Annotated in this window: 30 protein-coding genes; 22 read left to right on the forward strand and 8 right to left on the reverse strand. The window is 64.1% G+C overall.

The annotated features are described in order from the left end of the window. Nucleotides 1-12: 12 nt before the first annotated feature. The 3 genes from PMI15_RS12720 to queA are packed head-to-tail and all read right to left on the reverse strand — an operon-like array spanning nucleotide 13 to nucleotide 3527. Nucleotides 13-1260, reverse strand: coding sequence for a glycosyltransferase family 9 protein (locus PMI15_RS12720; RefSeq protein ID WP_007869196.1), 1248 nt, complete (start codon nucleotides 1258-1260; stop codon nucleotides 13-15). Next, nucleotides 1260-2423: a tRNA guanosine(34) transglycosylase Tgt gene (tgt, locus tag PMI15_RS12725; RefSeq protein ID WP_007869197.1), complete on the reverse strand. Its 1164-nt coding sequence runs from the start codon at nucleotides 2421-2423 to the stop codon at nucleotides 1260-1262. Before tgt ends, PMI15_RS12720 begins: the two co-directional genes overlap by 1 nt. 51 nt (nucleotides 2424-2474) lie before the next feature. After that, on the reverse strand, nucleotides 2475-3527 hold the full coding sequence (gene queA / locus PMI15_RS12730; protein WP_007869198.1) for a tRNA preQ1(34) S-adenosylmethionine ribosyltransferase-isomerase QueA: 1053 nt from the start codon (nucleotides 3525-3527) through the stop codon (nucleotides 2475-2477). A 17-nt stretch (nucleotides 3528-3544) separates the two neighbouring features. Between queA and recG the strand changes: the two genes are divergently transcribed. The 4 genes from recG (at nucleotide 3545) to ubiA (ending at nucleotide 8203) form a co-directional block, all read left to right on the forward strand. Beyond that, a complete protein-coding gene (gene recG / locus PMI15_RS12735) occupies nucleotides 3545-5689 on the forward strand; it encodes an ATP-dependent DNA helicase RecG (protein WP_007869199.1) in 2145 nt (714 codons plus the stop codon). Between the two features lie 48 nt (nucleotides 5690-5737). Further along, the gene (locus tag PMI15_RS12740; RefSeq protein ID WP_007869202.1) at nucleotides 5738-6736 is read left to right on the forward strand and encodes a LysR substrate-binding domain-containing protein; all 999 of its coding nucleotides are present in this window, start codon (nucleotides 5738-5740) and stop codon (nucleotides 6734-6736) included. Between the two features lie 92 nt (nucleotides 6737-6828). Further along, nucleotides 6829-7353, forward strand: coding sequence for a Dps family protein (locus tag PMI15_RS12745; protein ID WP_007869204.1), 525 nt, complete (start codon nucleotides 6829-6831; stop codon nucleotides 7351-7353). Continuing rightward, the gene (ubiA, locus tag PMI15_RS12750; protein ID WP_007869206.1) at nucleotides 7343-8203 is read left to right on the forward strand and encodes a 4-hydroxybenzoate octaprenyltransferase; all 861 of its coding nucleotides are present in this window, start codon (nucleotides 7343-7345) and stop codon (nucleotides 8201-8203) included. Before PMI15_RS12745 ends, ubiA begins: the two co-directional genes overlap by 11 nt. Before the next feature lie 69 nt (nucleotides 8204-8272). Here ubiA and PMI15_RS12755 read toward each other — a convergent pair whose 3' ends face one another. The 5 genes from PMI15_RS12755 to PMI15_RS12775 all read right to left on the reverse strand — a co-directional run bounded on the left by PMI15_RS12755 (nucleotide 8273) and on the right by PMI15_RS12775 (nucleotide 13002). Next, nucleotides 8273-8494 carry a hypothetical protein gene (locus tag PMI15_RS12755; RefSeq protein ID WP_007869209.1) on the reverse strand — a complete coding sequence of 74 codons (222 nt, stop codon included), beginning with the start codon at nucleotides 8492-8494 and terminating at the stop codon, nucleotides 8273-8275. A gap of 146 nt (nucleotides 8495-8640) precedes the next feature. After that, a complete protein-coding gene (proC, locus tag PMI15_RS12760; protein WP_007869211.1) occupies nucleotides 8641-9477 on the reverse strand; it encodes a pyrroline-5-carboxylate reductase in 837 nt (278 codons plus the stop codon). A gap of 6 nt (nucleotides 9478-9483) precedes the next feature. After that, nucleotides 9484-10647 carry an esterase-like activity of phytase family protein gene (locus PMI15_RS12765; RefSeq protein ID WP_007869213.1) on the reverse strand — a complete coding sequence of 388 codons (1164 nt, stop codon included), beginning with the start codon at nucleotides 10645-10647 and terminating at the stop codon, nucleotides 9484-9486. Between the two features lie 55 nt (nucleotides 10648-10702). Beyond that, nucleotides 10703-12196 carry a glycerol kinase GlpK gene (glpK, locus tag PMI15_RS12770; RefSeq protein ID WP_007869216.1) on the reverse strand — a complete coding sequence of 498 codons (1494 nt, stop codon included), beginning with the start codon at nucleotides 12194-12196 and terminating at the stop codon, nucleotides 10703-10705. A 38-nt stretch (nucleotides 12197-12234) separates the two neighbouring features. Then, the gene (locus tag PMI15_RS12775) at nucleotides 12235-13002 is read right to left on the reverse strand and encodes a DeoR/GlpR family DNA-binding transcription regulator (RefSeq protein ID WP_007869218.1); all 768 of its coding nucleotides are present in this window, start codon (nucleotides 13000-13002) and stop codon (nucleotides 12235-12237) included. 299 nt (nucleotides 13003-13301) lie between these two features. Here PMI15_RS12775 and PMI15_RS12780 point away from each other — a divergent pair, with 299 nt between their 5' ends. The 18 genes from PMI15_RS12780 (at nucleotide 13302) to secY (ending at nucleotide 26992) form a co-directional block, all read left to right on the forward strand. Then, entirely contained in the window at nucleotides 13302-14387 is a 1086-nt protein-coding gene (locus PMI15_RS12780) for an ABC transporter ATP-binding protein (protein ID WP_007869221.1), read from the forward strand. After that, nucleotides 14374-15453, forward strand: a complete 1080-nt coding sequence (locus tag PMI15_RS12785; RefSeq protein WP_007869224.1) for an ABC transporter ATP-binding protein — start codon at nucleotides 14374-14376, stop codon at nucleotides 15451-15453. The genes PMI15_RS12780 and PMI15_RS12785 overlap by 14 nt, the downstream gene beginning before the upstream one ends. A gap of 85 nt (nucleotides 15454-15538) precedes the next feature. After that, the gene (locus PMI15_RS12790) at nucleotides 15539-16429 is read left to right on the forward strand and encodes a carbohydrate ABC transporter permease (protein ID WP_007869227.1); all 891 of its coding nucleotides are present in this window, start codon (nucleotides 15539-15541) and stop codon (nucleotides 16427-16429) included. After that, a complete protein-coding gene (locus tag PMI15_RS12795) occupies nucleotides 16426-17238 on the forward strand; it encodes a carbohydrate ABC transporter permease (protein ID WP_007869238.1) in 813 nt (270 codons plus the stop codon). The genes PMI15_RS12790 and PMI15_RS12795 overlap by 4 nt, the downstream gene beginning before the upstream one ends. 75 nt (nucleotides 17239-17313) lie before the next feature. Next, nucleotides 17314-17622: a DUF2160 domain-containing protein gene (locus PMI15_RS12800; RefSeq protein WP_007869240.1), complete on the forward strand. Its 309-nt coding sequence runs from the start codon at nucleotides 17314-17316 to the stop codon at nucleotides 17620-17622. A gap of 108 nt (nucleotides 17623-17730) precedes the next feature. Continuing rightward, nucleotides 17731-19461 carry an ABC transporter substrate-binding protein gene (locus PMI15_RS12805; protein ID WP_007869242.1) on the forward strand — a complete coding sequence of 577 codons (1731 nt, stop codon included), beginning with the start codon at nucleotides 17731-17733 and terminating at the stop codon, nucleotides 19459-19461. Nucleotides 19462-19598: 137 nt separating this feature from the next. Continuing rightward, nucleotides 19599-21188 carry a glycerol-3-phosphate dehydrogenase/oxidase gene (locus PMI15_RS12810; RefSeq protein WP_007869244.1) on the forward strand — a complete coding sequence of 530 codons (1590 nt, stop codon included), beginning with the start codon at nucleotides 19599-19601 and terminating at the stop codon, nucleotides 21186-21188. 352 nt (nucleotides 21189-21540) lie between these two features. Next, nucleotides 21541-21909 (forward strand): 50S ribosomal protein L14, encoded by a 369-nt coding sequence (gene rplN, locus PMI15_RS12815; RefSeq protein ID WP_007869247.1) that lies wholly within the window; start codon nucleotides 21541-21543, stop codon nucleotides 21907-21909. A gap of 9 nt (nucleotides 21910-21918) precedes the next feature. After that, nucleotides 21919-22239, forward strand: a complete 321-nt coding sequence (gene rplX, locus PMI15_RS12820) for a 50S ribosomal protein L24 (RefSeq protein WP_007869250.1) — start codon at nucleotides 21919-21921, stop codon at nucleotides 22237-22239. 1 nt (nucleotide 22240) lies between these two features. Then, on the forward strand, nucleotides 22241-22813 hold the full coding sequence (gene rplE, locus PMI15_RS12825) for a 50S ribosomal protein L5 (RefSeq protein ID WP_007869254.1): 573 nt from the start codon (nucleotides 22241-22243) through the stop codon (nucleotides 22811-22813). Nucleotides 22814-22821: 8 nt separating this feature from the next. Further along, nucleotides 22822-23127 carry a 30S ribosomal protein S14 gene (gene rpsN / locus PMI15_RS12830; protein ID WP_007869264.1) on the forward strand — a complete coding sequence of 102 codons (306 nt, stop codon included), beginning with the start codon at nucleotides 22822-22824 and terminating at the stop codon, nucleotides 23125-23127. A gap of 18 nt (nucleotides 23128-23145) precedes the next feature. Then, entirely contained in the window at nucleotides 23146-23541 is a 396-nt protein-coding gene (gene rpsH, locus PMI15_RS12835) for a 30S ribosomal protein S8 (protein WP_007869267.1), read from the forward strand. A gap of 24 nt (nucleotides 23542-23565) precedes the next feature. Next, nucleotides 23566-24099 carry a 50S ribosomal protein L6 gene (gene rplF / locus PMI15_RS12840; protein ID WP_007869269.1) on the forward strand — a complete coding sequence of 178 codons (534 nt, stop codon included), beginning with the start codon at nucleotides 23566-23568 and terminating at the stop codon, nucleotides 24097-24099. An 11-nt stretch (nucleotides 24100-24110) separates the two neighbouring features. Continuing rightward, on the forward strand, nucleotides 24111-24476 hold the full coding sequence (rplR, locus tag PMI15_RS12845; protein ID WP_007869273.1) for a 50S ribosomal protein L18: 366 nt from the start codon (nucleotides 24111-24113) through the stop codon (nucleotides 24474-24476). A gap of 17 nt (nucleotides 24477-24493) precedes the next feature. Next, on the forward strand, nucleotides 24494-25012 hold the full coding sequence (gene rpsE / locus PMI15_RS12850) for a 30S ribosomal protein S5 (protein WP_036838811.1): 519 nt from the start codon (nucleotides 24494-24496) through the stop codon (nucleotides 25010-25012). 12 nt (nucleotides 25013-25024) lie between these two features. Then, nucleotides 25025-25207 (forward strand): 50S ribosomal protein L30, encoded by a 183-nt coding sequence (gene rpmD / locus PMI15_RS12855; protein WP_007869277.1) that lies wholly within the window; start codon nucleotides 25025-25027, stop codon nucleotides 25205-25207. 13 nt (nucleotides 25208-25220) lie between these two features. Beyond that, complete coding sequence (gene rplO / locus PMI15_RS12860; protein ID WP_007869279.1) at nucleotides 25221-25652, forward strand: 50S ribosomal protein L15; 432 nt, start codon at nucleotides 25221-25223, stop codon at nucleotides 25650-25652. Between the two features lie 20 nt (nucleotides 25653-25672). Continuing rightward, complete coding sequence (secY, locus tag PMI15_RS12865) at nucleotides 25673-26992, forward strand: preprotein translocase subunit SecY (RefSeq protein ID WP_007869281.1); 1320 nt, start codon at nucleotides 25673-25675, stop codon at nucleotides 26990-26992. Nucleotides 26993-26995: the final 3 nt, after the last annotated feature.

Raw genomic sequence — 26995 nt, forward strand, 5'->3', positions numbered from 1 at the left:
GGGTGTGTGGATTCAGGGCGCCGCCAGGCACTCACGCGCCTTGGCCAATACGGTGTCCGGTGCGATGACTTTCAGGCACTGGTTGTCGCCGTCGCAGTACGAAGAGCGGTGGTTGTAGGCGGTCAGGCAGGGCGAGCAGGGCCACTGGCTGTAAAAGGAATGGCATTGCGGCGTGAGCGGCGCATAGAGACCGGGCGTCTCGGGGCCGAACAGCATCAGCGTCCAGATCGGCGTGAGTGCCGCGAACTGGCCCGGCCCGCCGTCGTTGGTGACCAGCAGGCGCGCCACATGGAACAGCGCCAGCAGCTCGGAAATCGAGCGCGTGTAGCCGGTCAGGTCTATCACGGAGCTGGTCGGGCTGGCCGGGAAGCCGGCCTGCACGTCGGCCACCAGTTGCCGCGCCAGCGCCTGGTCGTCCTTCAGGCCTATCACGGCCACGGCGCAGCCGTCGGCCACTAGGCCCCGGCACAGCGCGGTGTAGGAGTCCAGCGGCCAGGCTCGTATCGGCAGGATGCCGCCGCCCGGGTAGACCAGCACCAGCGGCTTGCCGGCGATCGCGGGAAAGTCTTGCGCGAGCCGGGTCTGGATGCCAGGCACCAGTGCTGCATCCAGCTGCACATGCGGCGGCGGCTTGCCAGTACCGGCTGCTGGAAGGTTGGCCGGCAATTTGGACTTGGGCACGGCGGTCGAATCGATCGCCCGCGCCAGCGTCAGGAACTGCGCGCTGATGTGGTGGTACGGGTTGTAGGGTACGGGCCGGTTGATGTGCGAGCCCCGGTACAGGCCCTCTTGCGTATGGCGGTGAAAGCCCACGCGGATGCGCGCACCGCTGGCGTACGACAACAGGCTGCTGATGCGCGAGAACAGTTCGCAGTCAATCGCGACATCAACATTCGCGCGGCGCAGCTCGCCAATCGCCTTCCACAAGCTGGAGAGCAGGCCACCCAGCGATTTGTCGTTCACCGTGTGTACGTTGGCCGGGTCCACGACCTTCATGAGGTCGAGGATTTCGCGATTCTTGCCGAACAGCAGGGCATGCAGCGGTGCGTCGGGGTAGCGCTGCTTCAGGCGCGCAAACATCTCGTGGGCCAGCACCAGGCTGCCCATTTCCGACAGCAAGATCACCACGATGGCGCGTGGAGCCTGGTCCGCCTTGCCGTCCTTGCGAAAGCACCGTGCCACGGCGTCTACCGCAGAGACGGCCGCACACAGCGGGATACCGGCCCAGCGGTCTATCCAACGTTGCAGCTTGATGTTCATTACACCCCCCGCTGCCGGTCGGCACGGAACTGCGCGGTGAACTCGCCGAAACGGCCGGCGTCCAGCGCATCTCGCACTTCCTGCATGAGGTTGAGGTAGTAATGCAGGTTGTGGATGCTCGACAGCATGGGCCCCAGCATTTCGCCGCAGCGGTCCAGGTGGTGCATATAGGCGCGCGAGAAATTTTTGCAGGTGTAGCAGGTGCAGGTGGCGTCCACCGGCTGGTCTTCGGTCTTGTAGCGCGCGTTGCGTATCTTCAGGTCGCCGAAGCGCGTGAACATATGGCCGTTGCGGGCATTGCGTGTGGGCATCACGCAGTCGAACATGTCGACGCCGGCGGCCACGCCCTCGAGCAGGTCTTCGGGCGTGCCCACGCCCATCAGGTAACGCGGCTTGTGCGCGGGCAGGCGGTGCGGTGTGTGCGCCATGATGCGCTGCATCTCTTCCTTGGGCTCGCCCACGCTGACACCGCCCACGGCGTAGCCCGGCAGGTCCAGTTCGACCAGCGCGTCCAGCGATTCCTGGCGCAGGTTTTCAAACATGCCGCCCTGCACGATGCCGAACAGCGCGTTGGGGTTCTCCAGCTTGTTGAACTCGGCGATGCAGCGGCCGGCCCAGCGCAGGCTCAGTTCCATGGAATGACGCGCTTCGTTTTCGGTGGTGATGTGGCCCTTGGTGTCGTAAGGCGTGCATTCGTCGAACTGCATCACGATGTCGCTGTTGAGCACCGTCTGGATCTGCATGGAGATTTCGGGCGTCAGGAACAGCTTGTCGCCGTTGACGGGCGAGGCGAACTTCACGCCCTCCTCGGAGATCTTGCGCATCTCGCCCAGCGACCAGACCTGGAAGCCGCCGCTGTCGGTCAGGATGGGCTTGTTCCAGCTTTCAAACTTGTGCAGGCCGCCGAACTGCTGCATCACATCCAGGCCGGGCCGCATCCAGAGGTGGAAGGTGTTGCCCAGGATGATTTGTGCGCCCATGTCGTGCAGCGACTGCGGCATCACGCCCTTGACCGTGCCGTAGGTGCCGACCGGCATGAAGATGGGGGTTTGCACCACGCCGTGGTTCAGCGTCAGTTGGCCGCGCCGGGCGTAGCTGCCGAGGTAGGCGCCGGCGCCTTCGCCTGCCGGGGTATCGGTCTTCAGAACTTCAAATTCGAGCATCTTGGGATTGTCGCAGGTGTACGCGGGGAGATTCAGGCGCCCTCAGGCAGGTTAAGAGGGGGTTTTGCGCGCCAGCAGCATGGCGTCGCCATAGCTGAAAAAGCGGTAACGCTGGGTGATCGCATGTCGGTACAGCGCCATGATGTGCTCATAGCCCGAAAACGCGCTGACCAGCATCATCAAGGTGCTTTTGGGCAGGTGAAAGTTGGTCAGCAGCAGGTCCACCACGGCGAACTCAAAGCCCGGCGTGATGAAGATATTGGTGTCATTGCACTCGGGGCCGAACTTGGCGCGCGACTCCAGCGCGCGGACCGTGGTCGTGCCTACCGCCACCACGCGGCCGCCGCGCGCCTTGCAGGCGGCAATCGCTTCCCGTGTGGCCGGGGGCACCTCAAAGCGCTCAAAGTGCATGGTGTGCTCGGCGATGTTCTCGGCCTTGACCGGCTGGAAGGTGCCCGCGCCCACATGCAGGGTCACGCTGGCGCGCCGGATGCCGCGCGCTTCCAGCTCGGCCAGCACGGCCTCGTCAAAATGCAGCGCGGCCGTGGGCGCCGCCACGGCGCCGGGGTTTTTGGCAAATACGGTCTGGTAACGCTGCTCGTCCTCGGCGGAATCGGTGTGGGTGATGTAAGGCGGCAGCGGCACATGGCCGTGCTGGGCCATCAACGCATAGGGGTCGCTGCTCAGGCGAAAGCGGTACAGCGGCCCGCTTTCCTCGGGCCAGCGGCCCAGCAAGGTGGCGGTGAAGCCGCCGTCCATTTGCAGCACCGCGCCCGGCAGCGGTTTTTTGCTGACTTTCATATGGGCGGCAACTTCGTGGCCCTGGTCCGCATGTGGCGACAGCACCCGCTCAATCAGCAGCTCCAGCTTGCCGCCGCTGGCTTTCTGGCCGAAGAGGCGGGCCTTGACCACCTTGGTGTCGTTAAAGACCAGCAGGTCGCCGGGTTGCAGCAGGCCGGGGAGTTCGGTGAAGCGCCGGTCCACCGGCGGGCTTTCGCGCCCGTCGAGCAGGCGCGAGGCGCTGCGCTGGGCGGCGGGGTGTTGGGCTATGAGTTCTTCGGGCAGCGTGAAATCAAAATCGCCTAGGCTGAAATGCGTTTTCATGAAGGCACAATTGTCCCATGTCGCCACTTGGTGCTCCCGCCCGCAAAACCGCCCCGCCCGCGGCCGGGGAACCGGCCGCGGGCGGGGCCAGGCCTGAAAAAGCCCCGGCCAAGTCGCCGGCGCAAAAAGCTCTGGAAAAGCTGGGCCTGCGCCGCGACATCGACCTGGCCTTGCATTTGCCCCTGCGCTACGAGGACGAAACCCGCATCGTGCGCCTGGCCGACACCCGCGACGGCGACCTGGCGCAGATCGAGGGCGTGGTGACGCACAGCGACGTCGCTTTCCGCCCGCGCCGCCAGCTGCGTGTGGTGGTGGACGACGGCAGCGGCACCTGCACGCTGCGCTTCCTCAATTTTTATCCGGCGCACCAGAAGACCCTCAGCGTGGGCGCGCGCGTGCGTGTGCGTGGCGAGGTCCGCGGCGGTTTTGTCAGCCGCGAAATGATTCACCCGAGCTTCAGGTTGGCAGAGGGCGACCTGCCCGGGGCGCTGACGCCGGTATACCCCACGGTAGCGGCCCTGCCGCAAAACTATCTGCGCAAGGCGGTGCTCAGCGGGCTCGCCCGCGCCGACCTGCGCGAGACGATTCCCCCGGAAATCCTGGACCAGCACCTGCCCCAGCTCCAGTGGAGCTTGCGCGAAGCGCTGCGGTTCCTGCACCACCCCACGCCCGACGTGTCGCTGGCCACGCTGGAAGACCGCAGCCACCCGGCCTGGCAGCGCCTGAAAGCCGAGGAACTGCTGGCCCAGCAGCTGTCGCAGCTGCAGGCCAGGCGCATACGCGCGGCCATGCGCGCGCCGGCGCTCACGGGCCCGGCCATGCGCGGCCCGCAATGCACGCTGGAAGCGCAGTTGCTGGAGCGCCTGCCCTTTCGGCTCACCGCAGCCCAGCAGCGCGTCTGCGGTGAGATCGAGGCGGACCTGAAGAAAAACATCCCCATGCACCGCCTGCTGCAGGGCGATGTGGGCGCCGGCAAGACCGTGGTGGCGGCGCTGGCTGCGGCCCGCTGCATGGACGCGGGCTGGCAGTGCGCGCTGATGGCGCCCACCGAAATCCTGGCCGAGCAGCATTTCCGCAAGCTGATCGGCTGGCTGGAACCCCTGGGCATCAAGACCGCCTGGCTGACCGGCAGCCAGAAGGCCAAGGAGCGGCGCGAGATGCTGGCGATGATTGAAAGCGGCGACGCCGGCCTGGTGGTGGGCACACACGCGGTGATCCAGGACAAGGTGAAGTTCAAAAACCTGGCGCTGGCCATCATCGACGAGCAGCACCGCTTCGGCGTGGCGCAGCGCCTGGCCCTGCGCAGCAAAATGACTGAAGGCGGCGAAGAACCACACTTGCTCATGATGACGGCCACGCCGATTCCGCGCACCCTGGCCATGAGTTATTACGCCGACCTCGACGTTTCCACCATCGACGAGCTGCCGCCCGGCCGCACGCCCATTGTGACCAAGGTGGTCAGCGACGCGCGGCGCGACGAAGTGATCGCGCGCATACGCGGCCAGCTCGCCGAGGGGCGACAGATTTACTGGGTCTGCCCGCTGATCGAGGAAAGCGAGTCTATAGACCTGGTCAACGCGACTCAGACCCACGAAGCGCTGGGCGCGGCATTGCCCGGCGTGATGGTCGGTTTGCTGCATTCGCGCATGCCGCTGGCTGAAAAAAAGGCCGTGATGGCGCTGTTCACCGGTGGGCAGATGGGCGTGCTGGTCAGCACCACGGTGATCGAGGTGGGCGTGGACGTGCCCAATGCCTCGCTGATGGTGATAGAGCACGCCGAGCGTTTCGGCCTGAGCCAGTTGCACCAGCTGCGCGGCCGGGTCGGGCGCGGGGCGGCGGCTTCGGCCTGCGTGCTGCTGTATTCCACCGGCGATGCGCCCCGGCTCGGCGAGATGGCGCGCGAGCGCCTCAAGGCCATGGCGCAGACCAACGACGGCTTCGAGATCGCCCGGCGTGACCTGGAAATCCGCGGGCCGGGCGAATTCCTGGGCGCGCGGCAGTCGGGCGCGCCCTTGCTGCGTTTTGCCGACCTGGCCACCGACACGGAGTTGCTGGCCTGGGCGCGTGGCCTGGCTCCCGCCATGCTGGACAGGCACACCGAACTGGCGCACCGGCACGTTCTGCGCTGGCTGGGCGGCAAGGCTGAATACCTGAAAGCCTGAGCGCCATTCCTGTGGCACGGCGATTGAGAAAAGCAGCACAATAAGCCCATGACGCTGACCGAACTCAAATACATCGTCGCCGTTGCCCGGGAAAAGCATTTCGGCAAGGGCGCCGATGCCTGCCATGTTTCCCAGCCCACGCTCAGTGTGGCCATCAAGAAGCTGGAAGAGGAGTTGCAGGTCAAGCTGTTTGAGCGCAATGCCAATGAAATCACGGTCACCCCGCTGGGCGAGGAGATCGTGCGCCAGGCCCAGAGCGTGCTCGAGCAGGCCGACAACATCCGCGAAATCGCCAAGCGCGGCAAGGACCCGCTGTCCGGCCCGCTGCGCCTGGGCGTCATTTACACCATAGGCCCCTACCTGCTGCCCGACCTGGTGCGCCAGGCCATCGCGATGACGCCGCAGATGCCGCTGATGCTGCAGGAGAACTTCACCGTCAAGCTGCTCGAGGAGCTGCGTACCGGCGAGATCGACTGTGCCATCCTGGCCGAGCCCTTCCCGGACGCCAACCTGGCGATCGCGCCGCTCTACGACGAGCCCTTCATGGCGGCCGTGCCCAGCGCGCATGCGCTGGCCGCGCGCGGCGGAGTGACAGCCGAGGAGCTCAAGAAGGAAACCATGCTGCTGCTGGGTACCGGCCACTGCTTTCGCGACCATGTGCTGGAGGTCTGCCCCGAGTTCGCGCGCTTTTCCAGCAGCGCCGAGGGCATCAGCAAAAGCTTTGAGGGCTCCTCGCTGGAGACCATCAAGCACATGGTGGCGGCCGGCATGGGCATTACGCTGGTACCCCGTTTGGGCGTGCCCAAGGAAGCGCTGGCCGAGCAGGCCGCCGCCAAAAAGGCGGTGAAAGGAAAAACCGCCCCAGGCCGCGGCAAGGTGGCCGCAGAGCAACCTTCGTTTATCAAATACCTGCCCTTCGAGGGCGAGGTGCCGAGCCGGCGCGTGGTACTGGCCTGGCGGCGCAGCTTCACGCGTTATGAGGCCATCGCCGCGCTGCGCAACGCCATCTACGCCTGCGAGCTGCCCGGCGTCATCCGGCTGTCTTGAATCCCGCCTATGACGCGTATTGGCGGCGGCTGTTGCGGCCGTCATCCCGATTTCGTTAAAGTTGCCCCTGAATTTTTAAAAAAGGAAACACCATGGCCAAGTCTTCCGCCAAACCCGCCGGCAAATCCGCCGGGAAAGCCGCACCCTCCATCAACATCGGCATCAGCGAAAAAGACCGCGCGGCCATCGCCAAGGGCCTGAGCCGCCTGCTGGCCGACACCTACACGCTTTACCTCACCACCCACAACTTCCACTGGAATGTGACGGGCCCCATGTTCAACACCCTGCACCTGATGTTCATGACGCAGTACACCGAACTCTGGGTCGCGGTCGACCCCGTCGCCGAACGCATACGCTCGCTGGGCCATCCCGCGCCGGGCTCTTATGCGCAGTTCAGCAAGCTGGCTTCGATTCCCGATGTGCCGGTGGTGCCGCCCAAGGCGCTCGAGATGGTGCGTATCCTGGTGCAGGGCCATGAGGCCGTGGCGCGCACTGCGCGAGAGCTGTTTCCGCTGGCGGACAAGGCCGGTGACGAACCGACGGCCGATTTGCTGACGCAGCGCCTGACGGTGCACGAGCAGACCGCGTGGATGCTGCGCTCGCTGCTTGAAGAATAAGCTCGCCCTCTATCTTCAGCTGATCCGCTGGAACCGCCCGGCGGGCTGGCTGCTGCTGCTGTGGCCCACGCTGTCGGCGCTGTGGGTGGCTTCGCACGGCTTTCCGGGCTGGCACCTGCTGGCGGTGTTCACGCTGGGAACCATCCTGATGCGCAGCGCGGGCTGCTGCGTCAACGACGTGGCTGACCGGGACTTCGACCGCCACGTCAAACGCACGGCCCAGCGGCCGGTCACCAGCGGGGCGCTCTCGGTGCGCGAAGCGCTCATCGTCGGCGCGGTGCTCGCGCTGCTGGCCTTCGGCCTGGTGCTCACCACCAATACAGCCACCGTCACCTGGTCGTTCGCGGCGCTGGCGATCGCGCTGGCCTACCCTTTCGCCAAGCGCTATGTGTCCATGCCGCAGGCCGTGCTGGGCGTGGCCTTCAGTTTCGGCATTCCCATGGCTTTTGCCGCCGTGCAGTCGCGTGTGCCGCTGCTGGCGTGGGTGCTGTTGCTGGGCAACCTGTTCTGGGTGGTGGCTTACGACACCGAATACGCCATGGTGGACCGTGACGACGACCTCAAGATAGGCATGAAGACCTCGGCCATCACGCTGGGCCGCTTCGACGTGGCGGCGGTGATGTTTTGCTATGCGGCCTACCTGGCGATCTGGGCCTGGGCCTTGCCGGACATGGTGCGGCAATCACTGGTTTTTTGGGTCGCCATGGGCCTGGCCCTGTTGCAGGCCTTGTGGCATGGCTGGCTGATCCGCAAGCGCGAGCGCGAGGACTGCTTCAAGGCTTTTCGCCTTAACCACTGGCTGGGGTTTGCGGTGTTTGCGGGCATCGCCTTGTCTTATCTGGGCCGCTGACCGCGCCAGGCCCGGAAGGCGCCCATAAAAAAGCCCGCTCGAAGCGGGCTTTTTGCGTCAGCGTGCTGCTTAGACGGCGGCTTTTTTAGCCTTGGCCTTGCGCTTGGCCTTCTTGGTGGCCTTTGCCTTGGCGGGAGCGGCGGCCTTTTTCTCAGGGGCTGCTGCGGGTGCAGGCGCTGCCGCTGGTGCGGCGGCGGGAGCGGCGGCCTGGGCCGATGCGGACGTGGAAATCACGGCCAGGGGCATGGCGAGGACGGCTGCGCTGATGAGGGTGGACAGGACTTTGTTCATGTGAAGCTCCGGATGTTGGAAAAAGTTGTAACGCGGATGCCGCCGGGGGTGTCCCACTGTGCGTGGACCAAGACAAGCTGCACGTACGCCTGTGTTCAACGCCTGCCCGGGCCGGGCGGTTGACGCGCCGCGAGGCCGGACAAGGCTTAGGCGCCGCCGAATTCGTCGCCGAGTTCGGCGGCGCGTTGCCGGGCGGCGTGGATAGCGCGCATGAACTGCATCTTGACGCGGTCCTGCTCCATCGATGTCAGCGCAGCGTAAGTGGTCCCGCCTTTGGAGGTGACCCGCGCGCGCAGCTCCTGCGGGGGCTCGTCCGAAGCCTGCGCCAGCGCGGAAGCGCCTACAAAAGTGCCGATCGCGAGCTGGCGCGCCTGCGCGGCGGGCAGGCCCATGTCGGTGCCGGCCTCGATCATGGCCTCGATGAAATAGAACACATAGGCCGGGCCCGAGCCGGACAGCGCGGTCACCGCATCGAGCTGGGCCTCTTCGGCCAGCCACAGAAATTCGCCCGTGGGCTTGAGCACTTTCTCAATCGCCAGCTTGTCGGCGCCGGTGGCGGCCGCGCGGGCGAACAGGGCCGTCATGCCCTTGCCGACCAGCGCCGGCGTGTTGGGCATGGCACGCACCACGCGCTCGGTGCCCAGCCAGTGCGCGATGCTGCCGGATCGCACGCCGGCCGCCACGCTCAGGTGCAGGGCGGTTTTGGTGTGAAAGCGCGTCTGCAGCGCCGCATCCTTGAAGACCTGCGGCTTGACCGCCCAGACGACCAGGCCGGCGGCGGCCAGCCAGGCGCCCGGGCTTTCATGGACCTCAACGCCGAATTGCTGCGCGAGTTTGGCGCGCTGCTCGGCGAAAGGCTCGACCACCTGGATCTGGCCGGCGGGCAGGCCCTGCTTGAGCAGGCCGCCGATGATGGCGCTGGCCATGTTGCCGCCGCCTACGAAGGCGATGTGTTCGGTGTTTGCGCGGGAAGTGGAAGTCATGCGTTGTCAGTCCAAAAATTCAAAGGCCAGCCACTGGCTGATTTGCCGGGGGCTGAAATTGTCGTCGCTGATGAACATCAGGCTGCGGCGCCCGTTGGGGAGCACCGGGCCCCAGCTCATGCCTTCGCTATTGTCCAGCTGTTTAAGCCGCGGGCCGGCGCCGGGGCCGGTAAAGGCCGAAAAATCCGCCAGCAGGGTTTTGCCTGCGGCCTGGTAAGCGCCCGGTTGCAGGGCGGGTAGGGCCAGCGTGTCGGAAGCCTGGCGGGTGTCGATGAGATAAAGGCGCAGCGAATTGCCCGAGCCTGTCACATAGGCCCGCTCCAGCACCAGCATGCGCTCGGCGTCCAGCATCAGGATTTCCGCCACACCGTTGTCGGCGAAGGTGGTGGGTGGCATGGGCGCGCGCGGGATGGCGTCGGGCACATAAGCGATCTGCCGCAGGGCCTTGCCGCTCGCGAGGTCTATCTGCGTGAAGCGGCAAGGCCCGCCCGGTGCCTGCACGCTGGGCATGGGGCCGTCCTGCAGCAAGGCGTTTTCCATGGCGATCCAGGCTGTCTGCCCGTCGGGCGCCAGCGCCAGGCCTTCCAGGGTCAGGTTGCCGCGCGGCCCCGCGCCGGCCTGGAAATTAAACATCGCCGGCAGGGCGAATTCGCGCACAAAGCCGCCGTCGGGGCGCGTTTCGCGCAGCCAGGGCGCGGTGCCCGTGGGTGCATGGCCTTCGCTGGACCACAGCAGGGTGTTGCTGGCCGCGCGCCAGCGTATGGCTTCCGGGTCCGGCACGAGGCCGCCCTGCAGCGCCGAAGGATAGGGCTTGCCGTCGGCCTGGCGCAGCGTGGCCACGCCCAGTAGCTCGGGCGCGCCCAGGCTGTCCATACCCAGCGCGATGCGCGCGGTGTAAAAGCGCGCCGGGTTGATGCTGGAGCTGTCGTCGCTGATCAGGTAATAGAGGTCAGCGGCGGGGTCGTAGTCCATGCCCGACAGCCCGCCCACGGTGCTGCCCTGGAATTGCAGGCGGTGCGCAAAACGGGATTCGCCGATCAGGCGCAGGCGTGCGCGCGGCGGCTGGCCGGTCGCGGCCGGGGCTTGCGGTGCCGTGCAACCGGCCAGGCCCAGCACGGCGGCAGCGCCAGAGCCGAGGATGAGCCGGCGCCTCGAGAGGGACGTGTTCATGCGGCCAGTCTAGCGGCCGCGCCTGTGGGAAATGTGACAGCGGCGCAGGCAGCGTTCACTGCAGCACGGTCTGCCGCACCGCCTGCTCCCAGCGCGCCATCAGTTCGGCCGCCCGGTCCGCGCCCAGCGTGGGCAGGAATTTGCGCTCGGCGCGCCACATGCCGGACAGCTCGTCAATGCTGCCGTACACGCCGCTGGACAAGCCGGCCAGGTAGGCGGCGCCCAGCGCGGTGGTCTCGATCACGGCCGGGCGAATCACCGGGATGCCCAGCAGGTCGGCCTGGAATTGCATCAGCAGGTCGTTGACGCAGGCGCCGCCGTCCACGCGCAGCTCGGCCACGGGCGCGGCGCCGGCACCGACCGCGTCGCGGCTCATGGCCTGCAGCAGGGCTGCGCTCTGGTAGGCGATGCTTTCGAGCGCGGCGCGCGCGATGTGGGCCACCGTGGTGCCGCGCGTGAGGCCGGTGATGGTGCCGCGCGCGTCGGGTTTCCAGTAGGGCGCGCCCAGTCCGGTGAAGGCCGGCACCATCATCACGCCACCGGAGTCGGGCACGCTTTCGGCCAGCGCCTGCACTTCGGCGCTGCCCTTGATGGCATGCAGGCCGTCGCGCAGCCACTGCACGACGGCGCCGCCCACGAACACGCTGCCTTCGATGGCGAATTGCGTCTGTGCGGTGGTTTGCGCCGCGCTGGTGGTCAGCAAGCCGTTTTGCGAGGTCTGGAACTGCCCGCCGGTGTGCATCAGCATGAAGCAGCCCGTGCCGTAGGTGTTCTTGGCCATGCCGGCTTTGAAGCAGGCCTGGCCGAAGAGCGCGCTTTGCTGGTCACCGGCGACGCCGCCTATGGTGATCGCATGGCCCAGCAGGTCGGGGCGTACTTCACCGTAATGCGCGCTGGAGGGAAGCACCTTGGGCATCAGCGAGGCCGGGATGCCCAGCAGGTCCAGCAGTTCCGTGTCCCACTGGTTGGTGTGCACATTGAAGAGCATGGTGCGCGAGGCGTTGCTGACGTCGGTGGCATGCAGCGCGCCGCCCGTGAGCTGCCACATCAGCCAGCTGTCTATGGTGCCGAAAGCCAGCTCGCCGCGTTCGGCCTGGGCGCGCGCGCCGGGCACGTTGTCGAGCAGCCATTTGAGCTTGGTGCCGGAAAAATAAGCGTCGATCAGCAGGCCGGTTTTGGACTGGATCAGTTTTTCCTTGCCCTGCTCGCGCAAGGCGGCGCAGGTGGCTTCCGCGCGCCTGTCCTGCCAGACGATGGCGTGGTGCACCGGCTGGCCGGTCTTGCGGTTCCAGAGGGCGGTGGTCTCGCGCTGGTTGGTGATACCCAGCGCGCGTATGTCGCCGGCCTTGATGTTGGCCTTGGCCAGCACCTCGCGCGCCGTGGCCAGCTGGGTGCGCCAGATTTCATTCAAGTCGTGTTCGACCCAGCCGGGCCGGGGATAGATCTGCGGCAGCTCCTGCTGCGCCAGGGCCACGATGTGGCCGTGTTCGTCAAACACGATGCTGCGGGAACTCGAGGTTCCCTGGTCAAGGGCGAGGAGGTAGGTCATGCGCTGGAGTGTATGAAAACTGCCCTGTCCGGGCGGGCTCAGGGATGGGCCACCTCGCAGCTGACGTCCGCTTCTTCCAGCAGGGCCGGGAAGGGCTCGGGCGGTGGCATGTCGGTGAACAGCCGGTCGATCTGCGAGAGCCTAGCCAGCTCGACCATGGCCGGGCGGTTGAATTTGCTGCTGTCGGCGGCCAGCCAGACCTCGCGGGCGTGCTCGATGATGGTTTGCGCGACCTTGACCTCGCGGTAGTCGAAGTCGCGCAGCGAGCCGTCGGGCTCTATGCCCGAAATGCCGATGACGGCGATGTCGACGCGGAACTGGCGCATGAAGTCCACCGCCGCCTCGCCCACGATGCCGCGGTCACGCGCGCGCACCACGCCGCCGGCCACGATGACCTCGCAGTCGGTATTGCCGCACAGGATGGCCGCCACATTGAGGTTGTTGGTGATGACGCGCAGCCCCTTGTGGTTCAGCAAGGCCTTGGCGACGGCTTCGGTGGTCGTGCCGATATTCAGGATCAGCGAGCAGTCGTTGGGGATGCGCCTGGCAACGGCCTCGGCGATGCGCGCCTTGCCTTCGGCGTTGAGGCTTTCGCGCTGGCGGTGCGCGATGTTTTCAATGGTGGAGGTGGGCACCCGCACGCCGCCGTGAAAGCGCGTCAGCAAGCCGGCTTCGGACAGGCGCTGCACGTCCCGCCTGACGGTCTGCAGGGTCACATTGAGCTTGTCGGCAAGCTGCTCGACCGAGGCCGAGCCGTGGGCGCGGACCACGTCAAGAAGCTTGATTTGCCTGGGATTGGAGTTCACGCGGGTCCAAGTCTGGGGGAATCTGGGGGGAAATCGGGAATTAAAAGGACCTAAGAATGACAGCTGTATGGCCTTGGAGAAACTTTATATCGAAACAAAAGGAAACAGATAAGGGAAAACAATTAGATAAAACAATCACAAAGGAAGAAAAATAGAAAAAAACCGAACTTATCCGGTTCAGTCCACACATCCTCGGGAGAGTCTTTCTTGGTGATCGTTTTAAATTTCTTGTCCATCGCAGCCCCGGTCGGGGTGTGCGGCGGCCTGTTCCAGCCCCTGCGGGGCGGGGGAGCGGCGTGATGCAGCTGTCCCTGGACCAGATCAGCAAAAAAGTCGGTGCCGAGCAATGGCTGTACGACATGAGCCTGGCGCCGCGCAGCGGCGAAGTCACGGTGTTGCTGGGCGCCACGCAGGCCGGCAAGACCAGCCTGATGCGCATCATGGCCGGCCTGGACGTCCCCACGCACGGCAAGGTCCTGGTCAACGCCGCCGACGTGACCGGCATGCCGGTGCGCGAGCGCAACGTCGCCATGGTCTACCAGCAGTTCATCAACTACCCCTCGCTGCGCGTGGCCGACAACATCGCCTCGCCGCTCAAGCTGCGCGGCGAAAAAGACATAGAGCGCAAGGTGCGCGGGCTGGCCGAGCGCCTGCACATCGACATGTTCCTGGACCGCTACCCGGCCGAACTCTCGGGCGGGCAGCAGCAGCGCGTGGCCCTGGCGCGCGCGCTGGCCAAGGGTGCGCCGCTGATGCTGCTGGACGAGCCGCTGGTCAACCTCGACTACAAGCTGCGCGAGGAATTGCGCGAGGAGCTGACCCAGCTCTTCGCCGCGGGAGATTCCACGGTTATTTACGCCACCACCGAGCCCGGTGAAGCCCTGCTGCTGGGCGGCTACACCGCCGTGATGGACGGCGGTGAGTTGCTGCAGTACGGCCCAACGGCCGAGGTTTTCCACGCGCCGCAATCGCTGCGCGTGGCGCGTGCCTTCAGCGACCCGCCCATGAACCTGGTCGCGGCGCTGCCCGCCGCCCAGGGCCTGCAACTGGCCGGCGGCCCGGCGCTGGCGCTGAAACTGCCGGACGCGCCGGCGCAGCGCCTGGCCTCTTTCACGGCGGGGGTTCGCGGCAGCGCCCTGCGTGTCACGGCGCGCGAAGGCGACGTGGCGCTGCCCGGCAAGGTCGAACTGGCCGAGATATCCGGCTCCGACACCTTTGTCCACGTGGCGACGGCCGTGGGCGAGCTGGTGGCGCAGCTCACGGGCGTGCACTACTTTGACCTGGGCGCGCCCGTCACCCTGTACCTGGACCCGGCGCAGGTCTATGTCTTCGACGCCGAAGGTGCGTTGCTTCTGGCTCCACGGAGGTCTCATGGCGCGCATTGACCTGGACCTGGCCCATGCCTATCGGCCCAACCCGCGCGAGGACAGCGACTACGCGCTGCTGCCGCTGACCATGAGCTTTCGCGACGGCGGCGCCTACGCGCTGCTGGGCCCCTCGGGCTGCGGCAAGACCACCATGCTCAACATCATGTCCGGCCTGCTGGTGCCCTCGCAGGGCAGCGTCAAGTTTGACGGCGTGGATGTGACGCGCGCGACGCCGCAGCAGCGCAACATCGCGCAGGTCTTCCAGTTCCCGGTGATCTACGACACCATGACGGTGGCCGAAAACCTGGCCTTTCCGCTGCGCAACCGCAAGGTGCCGGAGGCGCAGATCAAAAAACGCGTGGGCGAAATCGCCGAGATGCTGGACATGAGCGGCCAGCTCAACCAGCGCGCCGCCGGGCTGGCGGCGGACGCCAAGCAGAAGATCTCGCTGGGCCGCGGCCTGGTGCGGCCCGACGTGTCGGCCGTGCTGTTCGACGAGCCGCTCACGGTGATCGACCCGCACCTCAAATGGCAGCTGCGGCGCAAGCTCAAGCAGATCCACCACGAGCTCAAGCTCACCCTGATCTACGTCACCCACGACCAGGTCGAGGCGCTGACCTTTGCCGAAGAGGTGGTGGTGATGACGCGCGGCCGCGCGGTGCAGACCGGCTCGGCCGACGCGCTGTTCGAGCGGCCCCGCCATACCTTTGTCGGCCACTTCATCGGCTCGCCCGGCATGAACTTCCTGCCGGCCACGGTGTCCGGCGGCGCGCTGCGCGTCGCGGACCGGCCGCTGGCGCTGCCGCCCGGGCGGGCCATGCCCGACGGCGACCTCAAGCTGGGCGTGCGCCCCGAGTATGTGGTGAAGACCGCGCCCGGCGACCCGGCGGCGCTGCCCTTCACCGTCACACTGGTGCAGGACATAGGCACGCACTGGATGCTGACGGCGCGTATCGGCGAGCACACCCTGAAAGCCCGCCTGAACCCGGCCTCCCGCGCGCCGCAGGTAGGCGAGGAAATCTGGCTGCAGGTCATGGGCACGCATACCTGCCTGTACCTTAACGATGAATTGGTGGAAGCATGAGCGCAGCGCAGAACCGCTTCAAGCAAGCTCCGGCCCCCTCGGGGGGCAGCGCGGTACACGCAGTGACAAGCGTGGGGGTAAATCCATGAGCACAACAACCAAGCCGGTTAACCAGAAGGCCTGGCTGCTGGTGCTGCCGGTCATCATCTGCGTGGCCTTCTCCGCCATCCTGCCGCTGATGACGGTGGTCAACTATTCGGTGCAGGACATCATCTCGCCCGAGCGCCGCGTGTTTGTCGGCACCGAGTGGTTTGCGTCCGTCATGCGCGACGAGGACTTGCATGCGGCCCTTTGGCGGCAGCTCACCTTCTCGCTGGCGGTGCTGGCGGTCGAGATCCCGCTGGGCATCGCGCTGGCGCTGTCCATGCCGGCCCAGGGCTGGAAGGCTTCGCTGGTGCTGGTGCTGGTCGCGCTGTCGCTGCTGATTCCCTGGAATGTGGTCGGCACCATCTGGCAGATTTATGGCCGGGCCGACATAGGCCTCCTGGGCGCGATGCTGCAGAAGGTGGGCTTTGACTACAGCTACACCGGCAATGCCACGCATGCCTGGGTGACGGTGCTGATGATGGACGTCTGGCACTGGACGCCGCTGGTGGCCCTGCTGGGTTACGCCGGCCTGCGTTCGATTCCGGACGCTTACTACCAGGCCGCGCGCATCGACGGCGCGAGCAAGTTCGCGGTGTTCCGCTACATCCAGCTGCCGAAGATGCGCGGCGTGCTGATGATTGCCGTGCTGCTGCGCTTCATGGACAGCTTCATGATCTACACCGAGCCCTTTGTGCTCACGGGCGGCGGGCCGGGCAATGCCACGACCTTCCTGTCGCAATATCTCACGCAAAAAGCCGTCGGCCAGTTCGACCTGGGCCCGGCGGCGGCTTTCTCGCTGATTTACTTTTTGATCATCCTGCTGCTGTGTTTCATCCTCTACAACTGGATGCAGCGCGTGGGCACGCAGGAGAAGGAGGGCGTGGAATGAACACACCGAGATTCCAGGCGCGCACGCTGTTCCTCATCGCCTACATCCTGTTCGCGCTGCTGCCCATCTACTGGATGGTCAACATGAGCTTCAAGACCAACAGCGAGATCCTGTCGAGCTTTTCCTTCTTCCCCCAGCAATTCACCTGGGACAACTACAAGACCATCTTCACCGACCCGTCCTGGTACTCCGGCTACATCAACAGCCTGATCTACGTCGCCATCAACACGGTGATCTCCATCACCGTGGCCTTGCCGGCCGCCTATGCGTTCTCGCGCTACAGCTTCCTGGGCGACAAGCATGTGTTCTTCTGGCTGCTGACCAACCGCATGACGCCGCCCGCGGTGTTTTTGCTGCCCTTCTTCCAGCTCTACACCACCGTGGGCCTGATGGACACCCACATCGCGGTGGCGCTGGCCCACCTGCTGTTCAACGTACCGCTGGCGGTGTGGATCCTGGAGGGTTTCATGAGCGGCATTCCGCGCGAGATCGACGAGACCGCCTACATCGACGGCTATTCCTTCCCGCGCTTTTTCATGCGCATCTTCCTGCCGCTGATCAAGGCCGGCGTGGGCGTGGCGGCGTTTTTCTGCTTCATGTTCAGCTGGGTGGAACTGCTGCTGGCGCGCACGCTGACCAGCGTCAACGCCAAACCCATCGTCGCGACCATGACGCGCACGGTGTCGGCCTCGGGCATGGACTGGGCCACCTTGGCCGCGGCCGGGGTGCTGACCATAGTACCGGGCGCCATCGTGATCTGGTTTGTACGCAATTACATCGCGAAGGGTTTCGCGATGGGCAGGGTATGACCCCCCGAAGCGCCACCTGCGGCCCGGCGAAGCCGGTTCCGCGATGGCACCTGGATGAGAAACAGGAGATGACAGATGTTTGAGTGGATGGCCTGGACGACGCCGGTGGCGATTTTTTTCAGCTGCATCGTGCTGATGCTGGTGGGCATGACGGTGTGGGAGTTCAAGTCGCCGACGACGCTGCGGCGTGGCTTCCTGCCGCTGGAAACCACGCGTGGCGACCGGCTGTTCATAGGCCTGCTCAGCGCGGCCTATGTGAACCTGATTTTTGTCGGCATCAGCGGCAAGCTGGCCGGCTGGCTGGGGCTGGAGGGCGACCCCTCGATCTGGATCAGTTTTGTGCTGTCCATGGTCTTGCTCGCATGGATCATGCGCAGGGGCTAGGCAGGACGTGAAGAAAAGAGAAGTGCGTAGAAAAAGGAACCCGGCTCATATTCCCCGGAGCCGAACAAGCCTTCAACCACGGGGAGTGAACCAATGAGGAGACAAGTCATGAAGATGCGTTATACGGCACTGGCAGTGGCCGCGGTGTGTGCCATGGCCAGCCCCGGCTGGGCCGGCGAGGCCGAGGCGAAGAAATGGATTGACAGCGAATTCCAGCCGTCCACCCTGGCCAAGGACAAGCAGCAGGCGGAGATGAAATGGTTCATCGACGCGGCCAAGAAGCTGCAGGCCAAGGGCGTGAAGGAGATCTCGGTGGTGTCCGAGACCATCACCACCCATGAGTATGAATCGAAGACGCTGGCCAAGGCCTTCGAAGAGATCACCGGCATCAAGGTCAAGCACGACCTGATCCAGGAAGGCGACGTGGTCGAGAAGCTGCAGACCTCCATGCAGTCGGGCAAGTCGATTTACGACGGCTGGATTTCCGATTCCGACCTGATAGGCACGCACTACCGCTACGGCAAGATCCTGGCGCTGTCCGACTACATGGCCGGCGTGGGCAAGGAATACACCAACCCGGGCCTGGACCTCAAGGATTTCATCGGCACCAGCTTCACCACGGCGCCCGACGGCAAGCTCTACCAGCTGCCCGACCAGCAGTTCGCCAACCTCTACTGGTTCCGCGCCGACCTGTTCGCGCGCAAGGACCTGCAGGACAAGTTCAAGGCCAAGTACGGCTACGAACTGGGCGTGCCGCTGAACTGGAGCGCCTATGAGGACATCGCCGAGTTTTTCACCAACGACGTGAAGACCATAGACGGCAAGCCCATTTACGGCCACATGGACTACGGCAAGAAGGACCCGTCCCTGGGCTGGCGCTTCACCGACGCCTGGCTGTCCATGGCCGGCACCGCCGACAAGGGCATTCCCAACGGCATGCCGGTGGACGAGTGGGGCATTCGCGTGGCGGACGACAAGTGCACGCCGGTGGGCGCTTCGGTGTCTCGCGGCGGCGCGACCAACTCGCCGGCCGCGGTCTATGCGCTGACCAAGTATGTGGACTGGATGAAGAAGTACGCGCCCAAGGAAGCCGGCGGCATGACCTTCGGCGAAGCCGGTCCGGTGCCGGCCCAGGGGCAGATCGCCCAGCAAATCTTCTGGTACACGGCCTTTACCGCAGACATGACCAAGAAGGGCCTGCCGGTCGTCAACGCCGACGGCACGCCGAAGTGGCGCATGGCGCCCGGCCCCAACGGCCCCTACTGGAAGCAAGGCATGCAAAACGGCTACCAGGACGTGGGCTCCTGGACCTTCTTCAAGGACCATGACCCCAACAAGGTCGCCGCCGCCTGGCTGTATGCGCAGTTCATCACCTCCAAGACCGTTTCGGCCAAGAAATCGGTGGTGGGCCTGACCTTCATACGCGACAGCGACATCCACCACGAGTACTTCACCAAGAATGCCGCCAAGTACGGCGGCCTGGTCGAGTTCTACCGCAGCCCGGCCCGCGTGGCCTGGACGCCGACCGGCAACAACGTGCCCGACTACCCCAAGCTGGCGCAGCTCTGGTGGAAGAACGTGGCGCAGGCCGTGACCGGCGAAAAAACGCCGCAAGGCGCGATGGACACGCTGGCCGACGAGATGGACCAGGTGATGGGACGCCTGGAGCGCGCCGGCATGGCCAAGTGCGCGCCCAAGCTCAACCCCAAGAGCGACCCGGCCAAATGGCTGAGCGACAAAGGCGCGCCATGGGCCAAGCTGGCCAATGAAAAGCCCAAGGGCGAAACCATCAATTACGACAAGCTGCTGCAGGCCTGGAAGGACGGCAAGGTGCGTTAAACCGCGGGGCCGTGCGGCGCCTTGGCGCCGCGCGGCCCTTTTTTTGCGGATGAGGGCGGCGCTTGCCGCCACGGCGCTGGGGTAAGCTCGTCGCCACTTTAAAAAAATGGGTTTGTATGGAACGGGAATCAAAGCCCATGTCGACTGAATTCGTACCTGCCGCCGCCACGCGGCGCCAGGACTTGATGGACAGCCTGGCCGCGCCTCGCCACTACGACATCGCCATCATCGGCGGCGGCGCCACCGGCCTGGGCGTGGCGCTTGACGCCGCCGCGCGCGGGTTTTCCGTGGTGCTGGTGGAGTCGCACGACTTCGCCAAGGGCACCTCCTCGCGCGCCACCAAGCTGGTGCACGGCGGCGTGCGCTACCTCGCGCAGGGCAATATTTCACTGGTGCGCGAGGCCTTGCTGGAGCGCACCACCTTGCTGGCCAATGCGCCGCACCTGGCGCAGCCGCTGCCTTTTGTCATGCCTTCCTACAAATTCTGGGAAGCGCCGTTCTACGGCATAGGGCTCAAGATGTACGACGCGCTGGCCGGCAAGGCCGGCCTGGGCGCGACCGAATTCCTCAATCGCCGGGAAACCCTGGCTTACCTGCCGACGGTGCAGCCGCGCGACCTCAAGGGCGGCGTCAAGTACTGGGACGGCCAGTTTGACGACGCGCGGCTGGCGCTGGCGCTGGCCCGCACGGCCGCAAGCCAGGGGGCGCTGCTGGTCAATTACTGCGCGGCCACCGGCCTGATCCATGAGGGCGGCAAGCTGGCCGGCCTGCATGCGTGCGACCAGGAAACCGGTCGCACGTTTGAGATCCGGGCGAGTTGCGTGGTGAACGCGGCCGGCGTCTGGGTGGACCAGCTGCGCCTGCTGGACGGCCAGGCCATAGGCCGCGACACCAAGCCCATGGTGGCGCCCAGCCAGGGCGTCCACATCGTGGTGGACCGCTCGTTCCTGCCCACCGACCATGCGCTGCTGGTGCCCAAGACGGCCGATGGCCGGGTGCTGTTTGCCGTGCCCTGGCTGGGCAAAACCATTCTGGGCACCACCGACACGCCGCGCCACGACCTGGCCCGCGAGCCGCTGCCTTTCCGGGAAGAGGTCGATTTCATCCTGCGCGAATCGGCTCGCTACCTGAGCCGGGCCCCAGGCCCGGCGGACATCAAAAGCATCTGGGTGGGCCTGCGGCCCTTGGTCAAGCCGCCGGACGACGATGCCGGCAGCACCCAGGCGCTGTCGCGCGAGCACACGGTGCTGGTCAGCAAAAGCGGCCTGGTCACGGTGACGGGCGGGAAATGGACCACCTACCGCGCCATGGCGGAGGACGTGCTGGACAAGTGTTTTGGCGCTTCGCTGCTGCCCGCCCGGGCCGGTAGCACCACCGCGCATTTGAAGTTAGTTGGCGCTCACAACTCCGGCCATAAGATCAGCGAGGCCCCCGGCCCTCATCTATATGGCAGCGAGGCGGCTTCCCTGGACAGCCTGCCGGGCGCCGGCCGCGAGCTGGGCGGCGGTCTGACGGAGGCCATGGTGCGTTTTGCCGCCCGCCACGAATATGCACGCACGGTGGAAGACGTGCTGGCGCGGCGTTCGCGGCTGCTGTTTCTGGACGCCGCGCTGGCCCGGACCCTGGCGCCGGAGGTGGCGACCCTGCTGCAACAGGAAAACGGGGTGGATCCGCAGCTGGATGCATTCTTGGCGCTCTGCGGCCAATACCTGAGCCTGCCCGACTGAGTACTATCTTGAATTGCTCCGCTTTTTATAGCGGACTTTTCTTTCTCATATTGATATTGGGCTAAATTTCATACCTGAAATTCACCCCATTGGGCGTGCCGGCTCCGGCCGCAGCTTTGCGGTTTTTGGGCTGCCAGGCCTGCCTGCAAAAGCGCTGTTGGGATATTTTCACACCAGCCGGTTGACACTGCCGGGCGATTCAGTGATAATCGTGGGCTTCGCTCTAAAAAGGCGAGGAATTCTGCCTAACGGAAGCATTGCAAGTGGTTTGCGGTGTGGACGACAGGCCCAAGACTGATTGGCTGGCGATCCCAAGGGGTTGTCTTCCGGTGCAAGTTGGGAACACATTTAAATGATTCAAACGCAATCCAAGCTCGATGTTGCTGACAACACGGGTGCCAAGTCCGTGATGTGCATCAAGGTTCTGGGCGGCTCCAAGCGCCGGTACGCCAGCGTTGGTGACGTCATCAAGGTGAGCATCAAAGAAGCCGCTCCGCGTGGCCGCGTCAAAAAAGGCGAGGTTTACAGCGCTGTGGTCGTTCGCACCGCCAAGGGCATCCGCCGCGGTGACGGCTCCCTCGTCAAATTCGATGGCAACGCAGCCGTGTTGCTTAACGCCAAGCTGGAGCCTATCGGCACCCGCATCTTCGGACCAGTGACGCGCGAACTGCGCACTGAAAAGTTCATGAAGATCGTGTCCCTGGCTCCTGAAGTTCTGTAAGGACGCGCCATGAACAAGATTCGTAAGGGCGACGAGATCATCGTGATCGCCGGTCGTGACAAAGGCAAGCGCGGCAAGATTTCGCTGCGCAAAGACGACAGCCATGTCGTGGTTGAGGGCATTAACCTGGTGAAGAAACACACCAAGCCCAACCCTCTGAAGGGCACCACCGGCGGCATCGTCGAAAAAAGCATGCCGATTCACCAGTCGAACGTGGCAATCTTCAATGCCGCAACCGGCAAGGCGGATCGCGTTGGCATCAAGCTTCTGGCTGACGGCAAAAAAGTGCGCGTCTTCAAGTCCAGCGGCGAAGAAATCAAGGTTGCATAACATGGCAAAGACCGCACCCGCACAAACTGCTTTGCAGGCCCGCCTGCAAACCCAGTACCGCGAAAAAATCGCCCCCAGCCTGGTTGAAAAATTCGGCTACACCTCGCCAATGCAGGTTCCCCGCATCACCAAGATCACGCTCAACATGGGTGTGAGCGAGGCTGTCGCCGACAAGAAGGTCATGGACAACGCCGTCGGCGACATGACCAAGATCGCCGGCCAGAAGCCCGTCGTGACCAAGGCCAAGAAGGCTATCGCCGGTTTCAAGATCCGCGAAGACCTGCCCATCGGCTGCATGGTGACCCTGCGCGGCGTGAAGATGTATGAGTTCCTCGATCGTTTCGTTACCGTGGCCCTGCCCCGCGTGCGCGACTTCCGCGGTATTTCCGGTCGGGCCTTCGATGGCCGCGGAAACTACAACATCGGCGTGAAAGAGCAGATCATTTTCCCTGAGATCGAGTACGACAAGGTTGACGCCCTGCGCGGTCTCAATATCAGCATCACCACCACGGCAAAGACCGATGAAGAGTGCAAGGCACTCCTCACCGCTTTCCGTTTTCCGTTCAAGAACTGAGGCGGGACATGGCAAAACAAGCTTTACTGCAACGTGAACTGAAGCGCGAAAAACTCGCCGCCAAGTTCGCCAAAAAATACGCTGAACTCAAGGCTGCGTCCAACGACGCCAAGCGCTCCGATGAAGAGCGCGCCCTGGCTCGCCTTGAGCTGCAAAAGTTGCCCCGCAACGCCAACCCGACCCGCCAGCGCAACCGCTGCGAGATCACGGGTCGCCCACGCGGTACGTTCCGTCAATTCGGCCTGGCTCGCGCCAAGATTCGCGAGTTGGCTTTTGCTGGTGATATCCCTGGTATCACCAAGGCAAGCTGGTAAGCATAGGAGAACCACAAAATGAGCATGAGTGATCCTATCGCCGACATGTTGACCCGCATCCGCAATGCACAAATGGTTGAAAAGGCCGTTGTGCTGGTGCCGTCGTCGAAAGTCAAAGTTGCAATCGCGCAGGTGCTGAAGGATGAGGGCTACATCGATGGCTTCTCCGTCAAGACCGACGAAGGCAAGTCCCAGCTGGAAATCGCCCTGAAGTATTACGCAGGCCGCCCCGTGATTGAGCGCATCGAGCGCGTCAGCCGCCCCGGCCTCCGCGTCTACAAAGGCCATGGCGCCATCCCCCAGGTCATGAACGGCCTTGGTGTGGCAATTGTCACGACCCCGAAAGGCGTCATGACCGATCGTAAAGCCCGCGCTACCGGTATCGGTGGTGAAGTGCTTTGCTACGTGGCCTAACGGCGGCATTGAGGAGAAACTGAAATGTCTCGTGTAGGAAAAATGCCGGTCTCCGTCCCCCAGGGCGTGGACGTGGCCATGAAAGACGACCAGATCAACGTCAAGGGCGCCCTCGGCACCCTGGCGCTGGCCCAGAACGCGCTTGTCACCATCAAGAACGATGCCGGCAAGCTGACCTTTGCGCCGGCCAACGATTCGCGTGAAGCCAATGCCATGAGCGGCACGATGCGCCAGCTCGTGAACAACATGGTGACGGGCGTGACCAAGGGCTTCGAGAAGAAGCTCAGCCTGATCGGCGTGGGTTACAAGGCCCAGGCCCAAGGCGCCAAGCTGAACCTGACGGTGGGTTACTCCCATCCGGTGGTGATGGACATGCCGGCCGGTATCAAGGTCGAAACGCCCACCCCGACCGAAGTCGTGATCAAGGGTTCCGACCGCCAGCGTGTGGGACAGATCGCCGCCGAAGTGCGCGCCGTCCGTCCTCCCGAGCCTTACAAGGGCAAGGGCATCCGTTATGCGGATGAGAAAATCACGATCAAAGAAACCAAGAAGAAATAAGGAGCTGCATCATGTTGACCAAAAAAGAGCAGCGCCTTCGTCGTTCACGCCAGACCCGCATCCGCATTGCCACGCAAGGCGTTGCCCGTCTGACCGTCAACCGCACCAATCTGCACATCTACGCCAGCGTTATCTCTGGCGACGGCACCAAGGTTCTGGCTGCCGCTTCCACCGCGGAAGTCGAAGTGCGCAAGGAAATCGGCGCCTCGGGTAAAGGCGGAAACGTTGCTGCCGCGCAAGCCATTGGCAAGCGCATTGCCGAGAAGGCAAAAGCAGCAGGTGTAGAAAAAGTGGCGTTTGATCGCGCCGGTTTTGCGTACCACGGCCGCGTCAAAGCGCTGGCTGATGCGGCTCGCGAAGCTGGTTTGCAGTTCTAAGCAGACTGGAATTAAGTATGGCTAAGTTTCAAGCAAAATCGAACAACGACGCTCCAGACGATGGTCTGAAGGAAAAAATGATCGCGGTCAACCGCGTGACCAAAGTCGTGAAGGGCGGCCGTATCCTCGGTTTCGCCGCGCTCACGGTGGTTGGTGACGGTGACGGCCGCGTCGGCATGGGCAAGGGCAAGTCGAAAGAAGTGCCTGCAGCCGTGCAAAAGGCCATGGAAGAAGCGCGCCGCAACATGACCAAGGTCTCGTTGAAGAACGGTACCCTTCACCACAATGTTTTCGGCCACCACGGTGCGGCCAGCGTCATGATGGCGCCGGCTCCCAAGGGTACCGGCATCATTGCCGGCGGCCCGATGCGCGCTGTTTTCGAAGTCATGGGCATTACCGACATCGTGGCCAAGAGCCATGGTTCGAGCAATCCCTACAACATGGTGCGAGCCACCATGGATGCACTGAACAACTCCACGACCGCTTCGGAAATCGCGGCCAAGCGTGGCAAGTCTGTCGAAGAAATCTTCGGTTAAGGCGGCATTGAAATGACCAAAGAAACCAAACTCAAAGTCCAGCTGGTTCGCAGCCCGATTGGCACCAAGGAATCGCATCGCGCCACCGTGCGCGGTCTGGGCCTGCGTGGCGTCAACAGCGTCAGCGAACTGCAGGACACGCCCGCAGTGCGCGGCATGATCAACAAGATCAGCTATCTGGTCAAGATTGTCTGAGCGGAGACTCATCATGGAATTGAACGGAATCAAGCCTGGCCAAGGCGCCAAACATGCCAAGCGCCGTGTCGGCCGCGGCATCGGCTCCGGCCTGGGCAAAACGTCGGGTCGCGGCCACAAGGGCCAGAAGTCCCGTGCGGGCGGCTACCACAAGGTGGGCTTCGAGGGCGGTCAAATGCCCATGCAGCGTCGCCTGCCCAAGCGCGGCTTCAAGTCGCACCTGCTGAAGTTCAACGCAGAGGTCACCCTCGGCGCGCTGGAGCAGCTCGGCCTGGCCGAAGTGGACCTGCTGGCACTGAAGACGGCCGGCCTGGTGGGCCAGCTCGCCAAGAACGTCAAGGTCATCAAGACGGGCGAACTGACCAAGGCTGTGAAGCTGAACGGCATTTCCGCCACGGCGGCTGCCAAGGCCGTGATCGAAGCCGCCGGCGGCTCCATCGCTTAAATATCTGACTGGATAAATCAGTGGCAACCAACTCGGCTCAAATTGCGAAAACCGGCAAGTACGGTGACCTGCGCAACAGGCTTGTGTTTTTGCTGCTGGCCCTGGTGGTGTACCGCATTGGCGCGCACATCCCGGTGCCGGGGATCGACCCTGGCCAGCTGAAAGAGCTTTTCAAGGGCCAGCAAGGCGGCATATTGAACCTGTTCAATATGTTCTCGGGTGGTGCCCTGTCGCGATTCACCGTGTTTGCCCTGGGCATCATGCCTTACATCTCGGCCTCGATCATCATGCAACTGATGACTTACGTCGTTCCGACGTTCGAGCAGATGAAAAAAGAGGGTGAAAGCGGTCGCCGCAAGATTACCCAGTACACGCGCTACGGCACACTGGCCCTGGCCTTGTTCCAGTCCATGGGCATTGCCGTGGCGCTGGAAAGCTCGCCGGGCCTGGTCCTGGCGCCTGGTTTCGGTTTTCGCATGACGGCGGTTTTCAGCCTGACGGCCGGCACCATGTTCCTGATGTGGCTGGGCGAGCAGATCACCGAGCGCGGTCTGGGCAACGGCATCTCGATCCTGATCTTCGCGGGTATCGCGGCCGGTTTGCCGAACGCGATGGGCGGTTTGCTGGAACTGGTGCGAACCGGTGCCATGAGCATTATTGTGGCGATCGTGATTGTCCTGGTCGTCGTGCTGGTGACGTATTTTGTGGTGTTCGTGGAACGCGGGCAGCGCAAGATTCTTGTGAATTACGCGCGGCGCCAGGTGGGCAACAAGGTTTATGGCGGCCAGTCGTCGCACTTGCCGCTGAAGCTGAACATGGCGGGCGTGATCCCTCCGATCTTCGCTTCTTCGATCATCCTGCTGCCGGCAACCGTGGTGGGCTGGTTCAGCGCCGGTGACAGCATGCGCTGGTTGAAAGACATCGCCAGCACGCTGACACCTGGCCAGCCGATCTACGTGATGCTGTATGCCAGCGCGATTGTGTTTTTCTGCTTCTTCTACACGGCCCTGGTGTTCAACAGCCGTGAAACGGCGGACAACCTGAAAAAGAGCGGCGCCTTCATTCCCGGGATCCGGCCTGGTGACCAGACGGCCCGCTACATTGACAAAATCCTGGTGCGCTTGACGCTGGCAGGTGCGGTGTACATCACATTCGTGTGTCTGCTGCCGGAGTTTCTGATTTTGAAATACAACGTGCCTTTCTATTTCGGCGGCACGTCGTTGATGATTATTGTCGTGGTGACCATGGATTTCATGGCCCAGGTGCAGAACTACATGATGTCGCAACAGTATGAGTCGTTGCTTAAAAAGGCGAACTTCAAGACGTCACTGGGCGGTTAACTG

The sequence above is a fragment of the Polaromonas sp. CF318 genome, assembly GCF_000282655.1.
Classification (GTDB): domain Bacteria; phylum Pseudomonadota; class Gammaproteobacteria; order Burkholderiales; family Burkholderiaceae_C; genus Polaromonas.